General features: G+C 52.2%; 16 protein-coding genes. 5 read left to right on the top strand and 11 right to left on the bottom strand.

Annotated elements, in window-relative coordinates; genetic code table 11:
* Positions 1–45: 45 nt before the first annotated feature.
* The 5 genes from NYE69_RS28855 to NYE69_RS28875 all read right to left on the bottom strand — a co-directional run bounded on the left by NYE69_RS28855 (position 46) and on the right by NYE69_RS28875 (position 3,037).
* Complete coding sequence (locus NYE69_RS28855; protein WP_340929379.1) at positions 46–513, bottom strand: DUF5381 family protein; 468 nt, start codon at positions 511–513, stop codon at positions 46–48.
* A gap of 56 nt (positions 514–569) precedes the next feature.
* On the bottom strand, positions 570–1,091 hold the full coding sequence (locus NYE69_RS28860) for a YfiT family bacillithiol transferase (protein ID WP_340929381.1): 522 nt from the start codon (positions 1,089–1,091) through the stop codon (positions 570–572).
* A gap of 836 nt (positions 1,092–1,927) precedes the next feature.
* Entirely contained in the window at positions 1,928–2,092 is a 165-nt protein-coding gene (locus tag NYE69_RS28865; protein ID WP_340929383.1) for a hypothetical protein, read from the bottom strand.
* A 41-nt stretch (positions 2,093–2,133) separates the two neighbouring features.
* Complete coding sequence (locus NYE69_RS28870; RefSeq protein WP_340929385.1) at positions 2,134–2,469, bottom strand: cupin domain-containing protein; 336 nt, start codon at positions 2,467–2,469, stop codon at positions 2,134–2,136.
* Positions 2,459–3,037: a DUF4269 domain-containing protein gene (locus NYE69_RS28875; protein ID WP_340929387.1), complete on the bottom strand. Its 579-nt coding sequence runs from the start codon at positions 3,035–3,037 to the stop codon at positions 2,459–2,461. The genes NYE69_RS28870 and NYE69_RS28875 overlap by 11 nt, the downstream gene beginning before the upstream one ends.
* A gap of 267 nt (positions 3,038–3,304) precedes the next feature.
* Here NYE69_RS28875 and NYE69_RS28880 point away from each other — a divergent pair, with 267 nt between their 5' ends.
* Positions 3,305–7,549 (top strand): S8 family serine peptidase, encoded by a 4,245-nt coding sequence (locus tag NYE69_RS28880; RefSeq protein ID WP_340929389.1) that lies wholly within the window; start codon positions 3,305–3,307, stop codon positions 7,547–7,549.
* Between the two features lie 272 nt (positions 7,550–7,821).
* Here the strand turns inward: NYE69_RS28880 and NYE69_RS28885 are convergent, their stop codons facing one another.
* Positions 7,822–9,183 carry a transcriptional regulator gene (locus NYE69_RS28885; RefSeq protein WP_340929391.1) on the bottom strand — a complete coding sequence of 454 codons (1,362 nt, stop codon included), beginning with the start codon at positions 9,181–9,183 and terminating at the stop codon, positions 7,822–7,824.
* 942 nt (positions 9,184–10,125) lie between these two features.
* The gene (locus NYE69_RS28890) at positions 10,126–10,887 is read right to left on the bottom strand and encodes a sulfotransferase domain-containing protein (RefSeq protein ID WP_155619630.1); all 762 of its coding nucleotides are present in this window, start codon (positions 10,885–10,887) and stop codon (positions 10,126–10,128) included.
* A gap of 267 nt (positions 10,888–11,154) precedes the next feature.
* Between NYE69_RS28890 and NYE69_RS28895 the strand changes: the two genes are divergently transcribed.
* From NYE69_RS28895 to NYE69_RS28910, 4 genes are read left to right on the top strand one after another with little or no spacing between them, the layout of a single operon-like run.
* On the top strand, positions 11,155–11,805 hold the full coding sequence (locus NYE69_RS28895; RefSeq protein ID WP_155619629.1) for a DUF1796 family putative cysteine peptidase: 651 nt from the start codon (positions 11,155–11,157) through the stop codon (positions 11,803–11,805).
* Positions 11,806–11,810: 5 nt separating this feature from the next.
* Positions 11,811–12,809 (top strand): polysaccharide biosynthesis protein, encoded by a 999-nt coding sequence (locus NYE69_RS28900; protein ID WP_240752630.1) that lies wholly within the window; start codon positions 11,811–11,813, stop codon positions 12,807–12,809.
* A gap of 13 nt (positions 12,810–12,822) precedes the next feature.
* Complete coding sequence (locus NYE69_RS28905; protein WP_155619627.1) at positions 12,823–14,058, top strand: glycosyltransferase family 4 protein; 1,236 nt, start codon at positions 12,823–12,825, stop codon at positions 14,056–14,058.
* The gene (locus NYE69_RS28910; RefSeq protein WP_155619626.1) at positions 14,055–14,267 is read left to right on the top strand and encodes a hypothetical protein; all 213 of its coding nucleotides are present in this window, start codon (positions 14,055–14,057) and stop codon (positions 14,265–14,267) included. The genes NYE69_RS28905 and NYE69_RS28910 overlap by 4 nt, the downstream gene beginning before the upstream one ends.
* 84 nt (positions 14,268–14,351) lie before the next feature.
* Here the strand turns inward: NYE69_RS28910 and NYE69_RS28915 are convergent, their stop codons facing one another.
* The 4 genes from NYE69_RS28915 to NYE69_RS28930 form a co-directional block, all read right to left on the bottom strand.
* Positions 14,352–14,618 carry an NUDIX hydrolase gene (locus NYE69_RS28915; protein WP_340929398.1) on the bottom strand — a complete coding sequence of 89 codons (267 nt, stop codon included), beginning with the start codon at positions 14,616–14,618 and terminating at the stop codon, positions 14,352–14,354.
* On the bottom strand, positions 14,572–14,781 hold the full coding sequence (locus tag NYE69_RS28920) for an NUDIX hydrolase (RefSeq protein WP_340929399.1): 210 nt from the start codon (positions 14,779–14,781) through the stop codon (positions 14,572–14,574). Before NYE69_RS28920 ends, NYE69_RS28915 begins: the two co-directional genes overlap by 47 nt.
* A gap of 524 nt (positions 14,782–15,305) precedes the next feature.
* Positions 15,306–16,925 (bottom strand): extracellular solute-binding protein, encoded by a 1,620-nt coding sequence (locus tag NYE69_RS28925; protein WP_340929401.1) that lies wholly within the window; start codon positions 16,923–16,925, stop codon positions 15,306–15,308.
* Positions 16,926–17,022: 97 nt separating this feature from the next.
* Positions 17,023–17,943, bottom strand: a complete 921-nt coding sequence (locus tag NYE69_RS28930; protein ID WP_340929403.1) for a carbohydrate ABC transporter permease — start codon at positions 17,941–17,943, stop codon at positions 17,023–17,025.
* Between the last annotated feature and the right edge of the window lie 3 nt (positions 17,944–17,946).

Raw genomic sequence — 17,946 nt, forward strand, 5'->3', positions numbered from 1 at the left:
AGCCGGCGGCCAAGCGCCGATTTCAAAGATAGGTGGTTTAGCGGACTACTCTTTTCCGTTTCGGCTGATCAGGCCGCGCAAAAGCTTCATGACCACGTGGATTTCGGTATCGGTGAGCAAATAATAAGTGCTCACGGTCCAGGTTTCCTTGTTCTTAAGGTGAAAAATCAATTCCGGGAACTGAGGGAGCAACCACTTTCGGATCGAGGGACCATTGTAGCTGATGCCCGAAATGTCCGGCCAGGTGACGGTGCGCGTTCCATCCGAAATCGTTCGCTGATCATAAGTGAGCAGGTGCGGATCGGACCGCAGAGCTCTGGGGAAGCACACAACGAAATAGCCCCCGAAAAACGGCAACCCGATTATGGCCGAAGTGATGCAAAAAAACAGACGGACCGGGCTAACATCTATAAATATAGCCGCGTACAGCAAAAACAGACAGACGAGGACAAAAAGCAAGCTGCCCAACGTTTTGCCCCATGCCACGGATTTCCGGTAAGAGATCGTCTTCATTGTCCAACGCCTTCCAAAGTCTTCGGGATTCTCCGTTCCCGTTCTGTCTATAGTGTCTAAAGATCCAGCCTCGTTCTTAATGACGTAATATGAGCCAGATGATGATTGCCGTGCCAGGCGTAAGTGCCGAGATTATAAGCCAGACTGGTTGTTGTGCCCGATTCGGGGTGCTGGAATGTCCGCTCGTAGTCCGCTTCGCTCAGCGCTTTCAGCAAAATCACCCATCGCTGGTGCAACGCCTCAAGCAGGGTCAGCGAAACCTCAATATCCGCCCTGGAATCCGGCAGCTCCGCCCACCGGTCTTCGAAATAGGGGCGAATCGTCAGGTTGTCTTCCGTCAACGCCAGCTTAAACCGCGTATAAGCGTTGATATGGCTGTCGGCCACATGGTGCACGACCTGCCGCAGCGTCCAGCCTCCCTCCCGGTATGGCAGGTTCAATTGATCCTCGCTAAGCCCTTCGACCGCCTGCCTCATTCTCGCGGGCAGGGTCTCGATTTCCCGGATCCATTGCTCCCGCTGGGCGGTGGAAATTTTCCCCGTAAATTCAAATTTGCCGATCGGATATCTATAGTCCATTCCTCGCTTCGCCTCCTTTATTAATGATTTTATGTATACCCTAAATTGCCGCCGCTGTCGATACTAATCAATGAAAACGGCCATTTTCGGGGAACTAATTTAAAATTGAAGGATACACAGGCCATAACTTGAAGCAAATGTCGGAACTAATCCCTTTGCCGTGAAATATGAACTTGCCGGGCGGGAGCAAAATGCTGGTGTACACCGCCTTGGGGTAGTACCGGCGTTGTTTCTAATACAATAAGTCTGTCAATGGAAGCAAATTTAATTTCGTCACTTGTGCTTAATCTGATATGTCCCAAGCATTTTCCTTGGGAATAGTATAAGAAAGCAATGCTGTCATCGCTATTAATATATTCATCAAGATCCTCGTGTTCCGGGTAAACTCCAGCCCCCAAAAAATAAGGACAAATAATGTCGTTATTCCCGCGATATTCGTTCATTTGAGAGAAATAGCGGCAATTTATGTCGTTATTATCCCCCGTCGCAAGGAAATGCCGCCCGTTCTGGACTTTTCATAGAAAATAAGTACTTAAAATGCCGCTAATGGAAATGAACTGCTGGGGCAGCGGGTAATAAGTACATAAAGTGCCGCTATTTTGAAGGCCGACGGTCGGCAGACGGTCGGCAGACCGTCGGTTGTGGTTGTTCCAACAGCCGACGGTAAGTTGTGGTTGTTCCAGCAGCCGGCCCGTCATGCACTGATTTTTTGAGTCGAGCCACTCCCCCCTTATTGTTCGCTCAGGGCTTCAACACAGGGACCGCCCTGTCCGAACGGGCCTATGCCCCTAAGCTAGATATCGCCAACCGGCGCAAAACCATGCAGCCAGTTCAATTCACTGTCCTCCATAAACCGCGACGGCCAGCATCATGTCCACATCGGAGGAAGCTTTGGCAAATCCGTGCGCAATCGAGCCCGAAATCAATAAAGCCAATATGTCCGCTCTGTTGGCCAGCTTGGCTTTGAGCTTTTCAATGGACGCGGCGTGGTGCTTGAACATGTCCCATTTCTCTTTTCAATAGTCCCGCATAATCCATGCGATCAAGCCTGGACCCGGTCGTTGCGCGTATTCGGCTGCGAATAGACGAGGAATTCGAGGGCCTGTTCCGACCTGTTGAACACCTGATGCGGGATTCCCGCGCGGACTTCGATCCCTTCGTGAGCCTGAAGGAGATGCTCCGTTCCTTCGACTTCAATATGCATGAATCCGGATAATACGAAGAAAAACTGGCTTGCTTTGATATGAAAATGCCTGGTTTCACGGGTGTTTGGGGGCATTTTTTCGTGAATGACGCTCATTTCTTCCCGGTCCACCAGCCTCCATCCGTCGCAGCGTTCCCCCCAGATGTAATGCTCCGCGTTGCTTTTACTGATCATGCATACCACCCCTACTTACAAATTCGGCCAACCTCCGGTCCTCCCAATCGTACAACTCCAGCAAAGCGGCATAAGGGTCCCCGGGCAACCCAAGCCAATCGGCAAACGCCGGCTCCGTTTTCATGCCCTGCCGCCTTCTCTTGCGAATTTCCCGTGGCCCCGCCGGCCCGGCCATTTCCAAAATCCGATGCTCAACCACCATATGTTTGTAGGCATTTTGCCCGGTGACCGGCACGGACTGGCCAAAAATTTCGAACGGGAACCCGCCGGCCGTAAAATTCGCTACTGTCCGCATCATACCGTTGACAGTTTTCGACTTGCACCGGAAATCCTCGTACCTGCCAAACATTAGCTTCACGTCTCTCTGAAACTTGCCGTGGTCGTAAACCTCGCAAATGATGTCCAGATCGCTGGCCGGCAGGTCGATGCCGAGCGGAATCGTTCCGGCCAATACGGGATGGAAGGGTGCGAGCAGGTCCATAATCTTCAGGTCCGTCATTACCTTGTAAGCCTCTCGCTGCCTTGGGTTTCCTTCCCGCAAATATGCTATCGTCGAAAAATCTCGCATCGGCGCCGCCCTCCCTAAAAGCTAGATTCACGGAACACTTTGTACCATTTCAGTATACCATTCTCCGCCTACTCTATCTTTTCAGAAACGTACCTAGAGTGATATAGTTAATTTAGCTTACAGATGGTAGAATCTTCTTGAATTTCTACTATATTCACATACAAGAAGGGGGGGCATTGAGTTATACCCGGTCCCATCGGCTTCATGCATGTGTAATAACCGCAACGCTCGTGAGTAACCAATTTTTGTTTCTGGGAGGAGATAGAGTTGATAAGCAGAATTCGTTTTCGTACATGGCTCATCTATTTGCTTGCCCTGGGGCTGATCGCCACAGGAGCTTTCCCCGGTACAGCCGCAGCTTCGGACTCGGCGCCCTTGCCGTCAATCGGTCAGGTTTCAACGTCCGCAACAGCGACAGCTTCGGAACCGCTCATATCGCCTCATATCGATACGTCATCCAAGGAACCGGTCAGAATTATCGTTCAGCTTGACGGCCAACCTGCCGCGGCCGGAAAATTTGCGGCCAAAGCCGGCATGCGTTCCTTGGCTGCAGTAACGACGGAAGCTACAGTCAACAAAGAACAGCAGAAATTTTTACATACCGCAGCCGATCAAGGCCTGGATCTGGACGTCAACTATCAGTACGACACCGTGCTCAACGGTTTTGAAATTACGATTCCGGCCAATGAAATCCCGAAGCTGGCGGACATCCCCGGCATCAAATCGATCCATGAGAACAGCACATGGTATCCGGTTCCGCTGGAAACGGCTGCAATAGAAGAAGGTGCTCCGTTCGAAATCAATCCGATCAAGCAAATCGGAGCCGACCTTGCATGGGAAAAAGGGCTTACAGGAAAAGGCCTGAAGGTCGGGGTGATCGATACCGGCGTCGACTACCTGCATCCCGATATCGCAGGCGCTTATAAAGGCGGCTATGACTCGTTTTACAACGACAACGACCCTTATGAGGAACCGCCGATCCCCATAGAAGATGATCCGCTGGGCACAGGGTTTGAAGGGACCTCGCACGGCACCCATGTGGCCGGAACGATCGTAGGGCGGGCCGCCAATACAGAGAGCGACGTCGTGCAAAAAGGCGTTGCTTACGAGGCTGAGCTATACGCCTATAAAGTGCTGGGAAGAAGTCAGGAAAATCCTTCCCAAACCAGCGGCTCCTCCGCGCAGGTGATCGACGGCATTGAACGGGCGGTCAAGGACGGGATGGATGTGATTAACCTGTCGTTAGGCTCCGACTCCGAAAAAGACGTCAATTCGCCGGATGCCGTCGCCATCAACAACGCCGTATTGTCGGGCGTCGTGGCGGTCGTCGCCAACGGCAACGCCGGGCCGGGGTATTACAGCATGGGCTCGCCGGCTACGGCTCAGCTGGCGATTGCGGTCGGCGGCGTAGACACCGACAGTCTGCATTATTCGGGCACCCTGACATCCAAATTTGCCGATTTATCCGAATCGCCTGATTCGCCGGACTCCGCTTCGTCCACGGCCACTTCGGCAACTTATGCAACCTATAATTTTAACGTCATGGCATGGGAAACGATGCAGGATGATTTTCGCAACATTTTGGGTACGAAGCCACTGGAGGTCGTCTATGCCAACCTGGGCAGCGATGAAGACTACGCGGACTTGGATGTCAAAGGCAAAGTGGTTTTGGTTTCCCGCGGCGCCCAACCTTTTGCCTACAAAATCGCCAACGCCAAGGAGCACGGAGCGGTCGCTATCGCCATTTTTAACGGCACGGCTGACGCCAGCGGCAAAAACGCCGAGTTAAGCGATGCAATCCCGGATGAGTACGACGGGCATATCAACCTGCCTCAAGGCGATTCTTTTGGCTATATTCCGACCTTTGACCTCAGGGGACAGGACGGACGCGCCATGGCCCGGGCCTTGACGGAAAATGACGGGCTCGCCCTGAATTTCACCTTCAGCGGAGAGTATCCGTCGGAAATCGTTCCGGGCGACTCCTTGTACGCCTATAGCTCTTGGGGGCCCAACGCCGACGGCGACCTGAGCATCAAACCGGACGTCCTCGCCCCTGCCGTCAACATTAGGTCCAGTTATCCGGCCTACGGCAAACTCGTGGAGGGCGCCGCGTATGACCAGGCTTATATGCGCAGCAGCGGCACTAGCATGGCGGCTCCGCATGTGGCCGGTTTGGCGCTGCTGCTCCTGCAGGAGCATCCGGATTGGACGCCTTTTGACGTTCGCGCGGCATTAGCTAATACCGCCGATGTATTGGAAAACGGCGACGGCGGCTTGTATAAGGTATATCAGCAAGGGGCCGGGCGCGCCAATGCGGCAAACGCGATCGAGACGCCCGCTTTGCTGCAGGCCGTTGAGCCGATCACGATCCTTGATCCGAATTTCAACCGTAAAAATGTCGTGAACTATAACTCATCCGCAAGCCTCGGCGTCGTTGCTCCCGGCTCGAGCCAAACCGATGTCCTGCAGCTGAAAAATACGTCGGACCAAGAAGTCAGATATGAAGCGTCTATTGTGTGGCACGGCGGTCATGACGGCGTGGAGGCCGCACTTGACCTAACTTCGTTGACCGCCGCCGCCGGGGAGACCGCTACGTTCCAGTTGACCTTAACGGCGGCTTCCGATGCCGCAAGCGGATTTTATGAAGGACAGGTCAACCTGGCGAATCCGGGCTTGCCGGAGCTGCATCTGCCGTTTGTGGTTTACGTCGATAAGCAGCCGCCGGCGAACGGATTCGGCATTCAGGAGGCCAAGGTTACGAACACCATCGTTTACCCGAACCGCAGCACGCAAAAATCGACCGATTTGAGCTTTAAACTGACGGCGGCGGATACGAATTTTTTACAAATTCGCGTGTACAATGTGAATGACGAACTGCTCGGGCTGATCGGGGATCAGGTTACCGAGGACATTAACGACCGTTTTGCGCCAGGGGTCTATACCTTCGAAGGAATCGGCAGCGCGTATTACCCCGTCGACGCGAACGGCAATTTGATTCTCGATGGTCAAGGCCAGCCGGTCACCCGGCACCTGGAGGACGGCATCTATAAAATTTGGATTTACGCTCTTCAGTTGGACAGCAACTATCAAATAGCCGTGAGAAAGGACGGCTCGGCAATTATGTACAACAACGTCACCTCCTTCCGGGTGGACAACTCCACGGGAAGCAACGGCGGTGGCGGCGGTGGAAGCGGTGGCGGCGGCGGTGGTGGTGGTGGCGGTGACCGCGACAAAGGGAATAGTTCCGTGACGAATCCGGCTGCTCCCGCCGCTCCGTCGGCAAGCTTGAGCGCTTTGGCGGAAGCTGTCATTCCCCCGGGCCATAAGCAGGTAAATCTCACCGTCAAGACGACTGCGGAAGGCGGCGCCACGACGGCCTCGGTGGGCGACAGCGAGCTGAGCGCCGCGCTGGCTTCGGCAGGATCCGGCTCGCCGGCTGCGATCGTGCTTAGCTTGCCAGGCGCAACCGTAACAAACGCCAAGGCATCGTTCCTAGCCGGGCAAGTCAAGCAGCTGGCCGCCCTGCATCCGCAAAGCGTAATCGTGTTTAGCGCAGCGGGCTCCGCTTTGGCTTTGCCGGTTAGCCTGCTGGCGCAAGCTCCGGCTTCCGCCGGACTCGATCTGATCATCGAGCCGTCCGAATCCGGCAAAGCCGCCTTTACGGAGCATGCTCCCGGCGCAACGATCCTCGGGACGCCGGTTCTTTTTGCGGCGAACTGGGTTGCCGAGGCCGGAAGCACGCCGCTCAAGGTGCCGGCCGGCACCTTCATCAAGCGGGCGTTCACCGTACCGGGGCAAATTGAGCCGGGCACGGCCGGAGTCCTTTATGAAGAGAACGGTGAAGTCAGACCGGTCGCTTCGATATTCACGGCCCGGGAAGACAAGACAACGCTGGTCACGGTAAACCGCCCTGGATTTTCCGTGTACGCCGCCGTAACCCGTACGATTCAATTCGAGGATCTTGCCGGTTCCCCGGCAGCGGACCATATTCAGGCGCTGGCAAGCAAGTTCATCATTGAAGGAACTTCCGCCGGCAAGTTTTCGCCAAACGGCAACTTGCCCCGGGCGGAATTCACGTCCTTGCTCGTTCGGGCACTGGGTCTTAAAGCGCAAGGTACAGCCGCCCGGTTCGGCGACGTGAAGGCGACCGACTGGTTCGCCGAAGACATCGCCGCCGCTAATGAAGCCGGCATTATCCAAGGCAAAAGCCAAACCGTGTTTGCTCCCGGCGCAAGCGTAACGCGCCAGGAAATGGCGGCGATTCTGGCAAGAGCTCTGGCGTTTACGGGAGCCAAGCTGCCACAGGGTGATTCACCGGTCGCCGCCTATGCCGATGCTGCGGATATAGCCGCTTACGCCAAAGACAGCGTTCAGGCATTAACGGCCGCCGGCATCATCCATGGTGTGGACGCTGACGGCGGAACCAACTTCCGTCCGAACGCCACCGCCACGCGCGAAACCGCCGCCTCGGCGCTGTATCTGCTGCTCAGCAAGGCAGGTTTGTCCGATTAACAACCGGATTCCGGCCAGGTAAGCGGCAATAGATTAACGGGAAAAGGCGATGCAGAAAATCATCTGCATCGCCTTTTCTTTATTTTTATATGATTTTCGTTAAAGTGAGCTGTGCGTCAAGCAAGCAAACTTTCTTTGGGGACAACCCCATAACTCATAAAACTATGCGATACCATGCTGATTAATAGTAATTGTTGGTTGATCAATGAAGCTGGGAGTAATAAATACTAAAGATAGAACAATAGCTGCTGCTGCGATTATTAATTTTTTCTTCATACTACCTGACGCACCTCACTAACTATGTTTTTGTAAATTACATTTATTTTCTCTGTTGCTGTATGTCTAAATTGTTCAAACAAAACCATGAACTTGATAATACTGTCTTGTTTATTAATTATAACTGAATTTTCCAGACCCTGCATCATATATTTGAATCCGTTTTCGTAATCACCCTTATGAACATAATAATAAGCAAGATCATATAGAAAATTGTTAAATATATCAGTTATTACTATCCCTCTATTTAAATCATTTGTTTGTTGTCCACAAGTTTCTATCTCTAAACTAAATTGTTGGAGGATATGGTCTACATCTAGTTGATATCGGTTAGCTGAATTCATAATATAAAATAAAGACTGTACAATCTCTTCCGGCAATTGCCGGATATACTCTACATATTCCGACAAAATACCGATATCGCCCCCCATGAGTTTATTAGCGTAAATATTAGCCTGCGACCACTTTTGGAATAAATCCAACCAGTGCTTGGTATCCGCATCCGTTTCTCTTACCCAGCTTAAATCCGCGTATTCATAAGTATACTGTAGCGCTTTTTCAAAATCATTCCTGCCTTCACAAACATCAGCACATAACAGTTTGGCATAGGCAATGTATACAAACAGCGGCCTGCTTAATTTGCGCTGCATTTCCTGAAATTTTGCCGCGGATCGTTTTTCGTTAAAGTATAATATTTTTGCTTTATGCTCCATCTCATGGGCTAATGCTTCAACTCGATCCCATTGGCGAACGGAACGATACAAGTTGGCCAAATCCTTCAGGGCATCCAGCTGCCGGACTTCATCCAGCCGGTCAACGAAGGGTTCAAATTGGTAGGCAAATTTGAGATTCCGCACTTGGTCTTCCCCGATCCGGATTTTGAACAGCCGATATTCACATAAGGCCAAGCGTTCTGAATACTGCCTTTTTTCGCTCATGGCCACATTTTCATACAGTATTTCCGCTGCCGCATAGTTGCCGTTTTCGAACAACTCTTCCGCCATATCAAATAACGGGGGGGTATACGTCAAATCATCTAATAATAAACTTACTGTTTCCCGGATACAGTCCAACTTGCCTATTTCCGCACATTTACGAAGGAAGGGACCGATCCTGCGCCAGTTGGGATCGAGATCTTGGAGATATTCATGAATATAGTTTTCATAAAAGTGTCCTTTGGGGAATCCCAGTACTTCCGTAATCCGATCCAAATGATCGGCGGTTAGCGTTCGAGCGCCATTTAACAAATAACTGCATGTTCCTACGTTAATATCCAGTTTCAAAGCAAACTGTCTTGTGTTTAAATAATTTTGTTTCATATATAACAAAACTTCTGCAAGTATCGTAGATGAGTTCAATTTAACCACTCCTTCCTATTTGTAATGGAGGATAACATCCACAATATTGTTCGTATTGGAATTTTATGTATATTACAACTATATGCTTTTTTTTGGATACGGTCAATTGACTCTCCGAAACTCGTAGTCTACGACAGGCATGTTGCATTAGGAATATTTTTGGGATTTTGTTCAATCCAATTCAAAATATTTCCACATCATAATCGGCCTGTTCAAAGAAAAGGAAAAGCGTTATATCTCTTCAATTCAATATCCAAATCCACTGGTGTATCGTCTATTATTCCTGGAACATATGGCTTACTGTAAAGAAAATCTTTATTCATATTTTCACCCTACTTTCTATGAGCGTTATATTCCCCACCTATTTTTTCGGCAACTCTGTCAAATAGCATTGGCTAAAGGATCATTTCTTAGTTCTTTTTAAACATTTTGCACGATTATCCCGTTTGATCCGGAAGCAGAGAGGAAGATAAATTCAGGAGAAGAAAATATATTGGGAGAAGCAGATATGTTCGAGATCGTTAGACAGGTTTGTGAGAAGGAGGTTTAGGAAAGTTGATGCAGACCTGACGGGAGGCATGGGGGCAAGACACCGGGAAAAATGAAAGGACCGTGACTAGCCTCAACTCTCCCCCATGAGCAAAAGGGATAATCGTGCAAAGCAGCATGCAGGGATACCAAGACACGAACACTATCATAATTTATTTTGTCAAGCACTGATCTCGGTTTTGAGCCATCTTTATACTTACTTAAGTTTATAGACTACTCGCCGGCCATTGGATCCATACAAGAGTCTTACGGTTTTGACGGCATATTTCAGTTTGCAATATAAACAAATGCCCGACTACACTTCCGGTTAAATAACCGTAATTAGCGATATAATCCTAAAAAACAGACCTTCCCTAGCCTGAGGGAAGGCCACTTTATGGTCCGCTTCTTTTTTCACCAATCAAAATCCTGTTCATACCCCAAGTAAATAAGCAGCTCGCCCGCAACCTTTTTGAATGCGGCTATCGTCTCCGGGGTGTACGCCTTTTTCCATCTCCCTGGCGGCAAATGATGTTTAGGCTTCACCAGTTTCAAGCGGCTGATCCGCTGGAGATACTGCTCCTTCGTAAACTTCCGCCCCCCCTCCTGAAAATCGGGCCACACATAATCCACGACCCGCGCAAGCTCGCCGTGCAGCAGCTTGGGATCGCCGGCGGCCTGTTCATAACGAATCGTCAAGGTGCCGGGATCGTCCATCCACCGCAAATACCGGTTGTAATGCTCATTGATGTCCCCATAGCCAATCTGCACCTCTCCGTACTGCTTGGAGACGGCCCGGCTTTCCATAAAACCGTTAATCATCCGGAGCAGACGCTCATCCATCGATTTAAAATGCTGGCGGAAATATGTTTGATGCGGATGTTCGGGGTTCCTCAAAATGGAGAGAAGCATGCTCAAGATCATGTCGCGCGGATCCCTCACCATAAATATCCGGCGAACTCGCTGCGCATCCAAAAACCGCTTTATCGTCTCGCTGTAGTAGAGGTGCCCCGAGCGGATTTCCCCGGATTTCAATTTCAACAGTTCTTCTTGAACATCCCCCTCCCACTGGTTCACCCATTCTCCCTTGCGCAGGGGCAGCAGCTGCGCCAGCAGGTAATTCATCTCTCCAAGACCGGACTCCGGAACCCCGATCACAAGTAATTTTACCGGCATCCCTATCGCCAACTCCTTTCTTTTCCGTGTTCTCTATTAATCTATGTTTCTATCGAACTGCCGTGCTTGTACGCTTATCTCTGAAAATCAAAAACTAGCAATTTTTTTAAAAATTCATATGAGCACCCAAGCAGATGCAGAGAATCTTGCATTTCATAGTATCAGAAAACGATAGAGCGAGGTGAGCGTGATAGAGCGGGAAACAGGTTCATAGAAAAGCAGGTTGGCAGGAGCAGATTTCACGAAACAAGGAAAGGAGATGAAGAGATGAAACTGGCAGATTTAAAAGGCGGCTACGATGCGATTTTCAGCTTGGGAGACCTATGTTTGTCTTCGCTGCAGCTCGAGAAAAACAATCTCCGTCCCTACGCCGGCGTATTCGACTGGGTGGCTTCGCCGAATCTTGACGATGTCTGCCGGCTGATCGACACCAGGTTCAAAGGATTTATGGAGCTGGAAAATTTACGGGTAGGCGGGGTAACGGAAACCGGAATGATCTGGGTGACGGATGACGCCAATTCCATCATTTCCAGCCACGATTTCGAAGCGGGCAAAAATACGGTCGCCGACCTTGCCGCTTATCCTGAGGTGAAGGCCAAATATGACCGGCGAATCCAGCGGTTTTTGCACAAACTCTCTACGAGCCGGCGGATTTTGTTCGTGCGCACCGAAGGCACTTTGGAGGAAGCCAAGCTGCTGGAGAAGACGCTGCGCCGCGCTGTCGGGCATGATTTCCGGGTGCTGCTCGTCAATCACACACAGGTAAGGGGCATCGTAGAGCTCAACTGGCCGCTCGAGAAAGTCTGTGCCATTCAGCTGTCCGATCTCGATAAATGGAGCGGCAATGACCAGCAATGGAAACAGATTTTACACGGAATTCGTTACGTATCCAATTTGAACGAGGGGGGAGAACAGTGAGAGACATCATTAAAAACAGCAAAATTTTGGTGACCGGAGGAACCGGTTCATGGGGATACGGGCTGGTGAAAAAGCTTCTGACGTACGAACCGGACCAAGTCATCGTATACTCCCGCAACGAATCCCACCAGGTTAAAATGCACCGCGAATTGGCTCATCCGGCATTAACCTTCAAAGTGGGGGATATTCGCGATAAAGAAGCGCTTATCGAAGCGTGCGACGGGATCGATTATGTGTTTCACCTGGCGGCCCTGAAGCATGTCGACATTTGCCAGAACCAGCCGCTTGAAGCGCTGAAAACCAACGTCCTAGGCGTTCAAAACCTGATCGAGGCGGCGATCCGCGGCAACGTCAAAAAAGTGATCAACGTCTCGTCGGACAAAGCCGCGAATCCGTCCAACTTTTACGGGCTCACCAAATCGATTGGGGAAAAGCTGGTGCTGTACGCCGACTCGGTCAGCGCTCATACGAGATTTATCTCCGTCCGCAGCGGCAATGTGATCGGAACGAGCGAAAGCGTGGTGCTGCTGTTCAAAGACCAAATCCGCCAGAACAACCGGATCGGCATTACCGACAAAGCGATGACCCGTTATTTCGTCACCGGCGACGTCACCTCGGAGCTGATGCTGGACGCTTTAACCGACGGGCTCGGCGGGGAAATCTTCCTTCCGGATATGCCGGCCTGCAAAATTACCGACCTGGCGGAAGTCATCGTGGAGAAATACGGAAACCGGGACACGGAGCTTAAGGTCGTCGGCATCCGCCCCGGCGAGAAGCTGCACGAGCACTTGATTTCCGATCATGAGGTGAAGCACACGGTTTTGTACGAAAAAGACGGCAAACGGTATTTCGTGGTCCTCCCCTCCCCGGACAACAAGGAGTTGTCCCGGCATTACGCCGCACACCCCCGGGCTCAGGAGAAATCCTATACCTCGAACTCTTCCGGCTTGATGACCAAGGATGAAATCGAACAGATGCTGAGAAACGGCGGATTTTTAAATTGAGGAGGCTGCGAATATGAAAATCCTGTTAGCCACTTACTGGGCCGTTCCTCACGTCGGCGGCGTTTGGCCTTTTATGCAGCAGCTGCAGAAACAACTGCAGGCCCGCGGCCACGAAGTCGATCTCCTTGGGAATGGCGGCGATCCGGGGGACCCTAACGTCTCGATCATCGGCAAAGCCAAGTTCCATAAAAGCAAAGTTCGTCCGCTGCTTGCGGAAAAATTGAGCAAAGAAACTTATCCCTTCATTCACCGGAACCAGCTCGTTTTATATACGGAGCTAGAACGGTACATGTTCGAGTTAGCTGCCGCATACTTAAACGTAGAGCGTTACGACGTCATTCACGCCCAGGACGTCATAGCCTCCGGCTGCATCCAGCGGGTCCGGTCCGGCGGCGCGGCGCTGGTCGCTTCGCTGCACGGCAGCGTGGCGCGCGAAGTGGAGCGCCAATTCGGCACCATTCACAAATCCTCCACCACCCCCGTCGCCAAAGCGTATTTTCATGCGCTTGAACATTTCGGCGCGTCTTCGCCGGAAGCGACCATCGTCGCCAACAATTGGCTCAAAAACATGCTGATCCAGGACTTCAACGTCCCCGCCCAAAAGCTAAGATTGTATCCGTACGGTTACGATCAAGCCGCTTTTACACACCGGATGAAGCAAGCTTCCGACGTTCGCAAGCCGGCAGGCAAGAAAGTGATTATGTTCGCGGGACGGCTGATCGAGCTGAAGGCGCCGCATCATCTGACCGGTGCGCTCGCCGGACTGAAGAAGCAGCGGAGCGACTGGGTATGCTGGATTGTCGGCGAAGGGGATATGCAGGTGAAACTGCGCGCCCAGACCAAAGCGTTGGGCCTGGAGGACGACGTCGTATTCTGGGGAAAACGCCAGGACGTACCGCAAATGCTGCAGCAGGCCGATATTTTCGTGCAGCCGAGCCTGCTCGACAACCAGCCTTTATCGGTCATCGAGGCGCAGCTTGCCGGGTTGCCGGTGATCGTGAGCGATTCCGGCGGCTTGCCGGAGATGGTGTCCCACGGGCAGACGGGGCTGACATATCCGGTAGGAGACATAGACTCTCTAGGCAATCATTTAAAAATGCTGCTGGAAAACGATGAGCTTCGACTCCGCATGGGGGCAAACGCCAAGCAATGGGCCGCCAGACACTGGGACCTGAATCAGATGGTCGATCATTATTTGGCGGTTTACGAATACGCCATCCAAAAACGCAGAGGAGGCGCACGCGGATGAAAAAACATTCATTTGTCAGCGGCGACAAATACAGCCGGTGGTTTGCGCGCCCGGTCGGCGATACCGAGAAACTTGTGATCGTGGACGGTCAGGTTTGGGACCAAGTCGTATCCACACTGCCAAGCGATTACCGGCTTCCGGACCCGGTTACCATCCAGGTGCTGGAACAGGCGCTGCGGGAATTGGACGCCAATGTGAAAGACAATTGACACAAGTAGCGGAAAAAAAGGCAATAGCGGCCCCCGTCCGCGAGCTCTAATCTCAGGGCGGGGGTTTCTTGTTTTTGGGGGAATTTAATCGCGGGCGAGGATGTCCAGAATGAGTTTCTTCTGTTGCGCCGGCAGACCTTGCGGCCAGCGTCCCGGGTCACAGTACATATAGTCCGAGATCTCAATGCTGGGAGTAAACGTTCCGCCAACGATGTTTCCTCTAAAGACGAGATCGACTTTTGCCGGCTTCTTGTCATAAATAGCCTTGGCCAGTCCCGTTATTTGCAGCTTGAATCGGGTTTCCTCATATATTTCCCTGACCAGCGCGGCTTCCGGCTGCTCCAGCTCCATCCAGCCTCCAGGTATGCCCCACGGCTTCGCGGTATGCGTGCTTCAGCAGCAGCACCTGCCCTTTCTCGTTGGTGATCACGCCCACGACGGCAACCATAAATTTATGCTGGGTCCGGTAAACGACCCAGTTTTTGAATTTTTTTGACGGCATGTATTTATACATGTAAACGAGCCAATCCCGAGGGATCAGGTTAACGAGTCTGGATAGCAAACAAACCACCGTCCTAGCTTCAGCGTTTAACGTTTTATGGACCGTCCCATTGGAAAAATCCAATAGATTTACAGCATCGACTGCAATATTGAGCTCTGAATGGAAATATCCAACAGAATTCGCTTAGACCGCTCGCTTTGCCTCCTACCGAACCCAATCTATTGGAAATATCCAATCAAACGGCTATATTTACTACTTCATTTCCAATTCTAATTGGATATTTCCAATCAGAGCGTTGTGTCAAGCCGCGGGTATCTGCCTGCGATCAATGCTGCTTTCCACCCGATTCGGTCGGGCCCCGCGGCCATGGCTTCATTATCAGTATAGCACCCAAGGTATCCTCGATACCAACGCTCTCTAGAACATGAAAAAAGCCCCGGCCTTAGAACATTCTACTCCAAGGTCAGGGCTTAGCAACCTGCAAGCTTACAGCTTACAGCCGCGCCGTCAATATTTCTCAGATTTCACCCGCGGCGTTATTTCACATTCATATAGCGGTCGTACGCGGCGGTGCGGATTTTCATCAGTTTGTCCAGGCCCATGTCGTTCAGCTTCTTCACGTAAGCCTCCCATTCTTCATCGATGCTGCCTTTCGTAACCCACTGGGCGCGCATCGCCGCCACATAACTGTCGATATCGGTCGTCAGGGTCGGCAGCTCCTGGAATTCCTCGGCCGTATACATGACGTTCGGGAACGGCGTAGTGACGTATTCGCTGCCCATTTTGTCGATCTCCAGCTTCAGACCGTCGCCGGCTTCGGGGTTCAGGACGATGTTTTTCTCGAAGGACGGGCTGACGTATTTCGGTCCGAAATCGCGGAGTGACTGCTCCCAGTACCAGGCATCGGCGCTGGTGCCTTCGGGCGGGTCCATCAGCGTGTAGGTTCCGTCGTCGTTTTTCCGGATGACCGTGCCGATCGCGCCCCAGAAATTTTGAATGCTCGCTTCGTTAGTGTAGAACTGGTCGGCCCAGCGGGCGGCCACCTCCGGATATTTGCACGACGTCGTGATCAGCAGTTCGTTGCGGTTAAAGCTCATCCCGTTCGGATTGCCCGGATTGTAACGTTTCCCGTCTGGCCCGGCGAGCGGCGGAATGGCCGCGTATTGACCGCTCCATTTGCCGAATACCGCGTCCGGCATCCACTGGTTCGTAAACCCGACGATCGGAACATCGGCGTTTTGCTGCTTGGCCGACGTCATCGTGGCATCCTGGGTGAACAGCTCTTTGTCGATCAAGCCTTCCGCGTACAGTTTATGCGCGTATTTGAGGCCTTCCTTGTATTCCTCGCTGACCGGGTAAAAGACGGGTTTGCCGTCCTTCACCAGCATGCTGTTGGCGTTGATGTCGGTGATGCCGAACGGATTCAGGAAATCCGGGGCCAGCCCGGTTTCGGTATAGGGAATCTCATCCTGCTTCCCGTTGCCGTTCGGGTCCCGCTCCTTAAACGCTTTCAGCACGTTGTAAAGATCGTCGACCGTATCGGGAACCTGCAGCCCCAATTTGTCGAGCCAGGCTTTGTTGATGACCGGCTGGTTTTTCGTTTTCGGGCGCGAAGGCAGCCGGGTCGGCAGGGAGTAAATTTTGCCGTCCGGGAACGTGCTGATTTTTTTCAGCTCCGGGGTCTCCTCCATCGCCGCCTTGAGGTTCGGCATGTACTGGTCGATATAATCGTCGAGCGGGCGGAAGTAGCTTAAGTTGTTGACGATATCGGAATCGGAAAACGTCTGATCGCCCAGGATGATGTCCGGCAGCGAGCCGCTGGCCAGCATGATCGATTTCTGTTCGCCCCAGTCGTTGGAGGACACGACCTGCCATTCGATTTTAACGTTTGTGTTCGTCTCCAGGTCCTTGAGCCACTGGTTTTGGGTGAACGTATCCCCCATATTGCCCCAGCGCATGGTCAGCACCTTAAACGTCACGGGTTCACCCACAATCGGCAGGCCTTCCTTGTTGAAATTGCCCGCCGCGTCCGGCTTGGAGCTGCCGGCGTTCCCGGCATTGCCGCCGCCGCAGCCGGCGAGTCCGAAGGCCAGCGCAGCCGCGAGCAGCAGCGGCACCCATTTTTTCGCCGCAAATTTACCGGCTTGTTTGTTCATAGAGCATCCCCCTTAATCATTTGTAAGTTGAACTATTATGGATAGAGATTGGGCAGCCGGGTGAAATGTTCTCAACTTATATGGTAGTCCCAGCCAACTAACTCTTTACCGCGCCGATCATGACTCCCTGGTTGAAGTATTTTTGCAGGAAGGGGTACACGCACATGATCGGCACGGTGGCGACGATGATGACGGAATAGCGCATCAGGTTGGCCAGCCGGAGCGCGATTTGCGCGGCTTCGCCGGTGCCCATGCCGGACTGCATCTGGTTCGTGATCAGAATGTTCCGCAGGATCAGCTGCAGCGGATGCAGATCGGGATTTTTCAAATAAATCAATGCATTGAAATAAGAGTTCCAGTAGCCGACGGCGATCCAAAGTCCCAGCACCGCGATGATCGCTTTGGACAGCGGCAGCACAATCTGGGCGAAATAACGGAGGTTGCCGCAGCCGTCGAGCTGCGCCGCCTCCCACAAATCCTCGGGAATGCTCGATTGGAAAAAGGTTCTGGCGACGATGATGTCGTACACGATCACGGAAAACGGCAGAACCATGACCAGAAACGTATCGTACAGGTGGAAATCGCGGACCGTTAGAAAAGTCGGAATCAGCCCGCCGCTGAAAAACATCGTAAAGATAAAAAACAACGAGAGAAATTTCCGTCCGACCAGGTCTTTGCGCGACAGCGCGTAAGCCGCCGACACGTTGACGATCAGGCCGATGGCCGTGCCAACTGCAGTATACAAAATCGTGTTCCGGTAGCCGATCCAAATATTTTCGTGCTTCAGCAGCTCCTTGTACCCGTCCAGCGTGAAGCCCTTGGGATAAAACCACACCTGCCCGTTCGCCACCGCGGACGGATCGCTGAAGGAGGCGACGACGATAAAATAAAGCGGATACATCAAAATGATCAGAAACAAGACCGCGAATACATACAGCGCCACCTCCATCACCTTGTCGGAGGATCGGTTGTTGACCGGCTGCGCGGCCGGACTTACTTCCGGATGCCCTGTGTCCATGTT

It is taken from the genome of Paenibacillus sp. FSL R5-0527, from assembly GCF_038008055.1.
Classification (GTDB): Bacteria; Bacillota; Bacilli; order Paenibacillales; family Paenibacillaceae; genus Fontibacillus; species Fontibacillus macerans.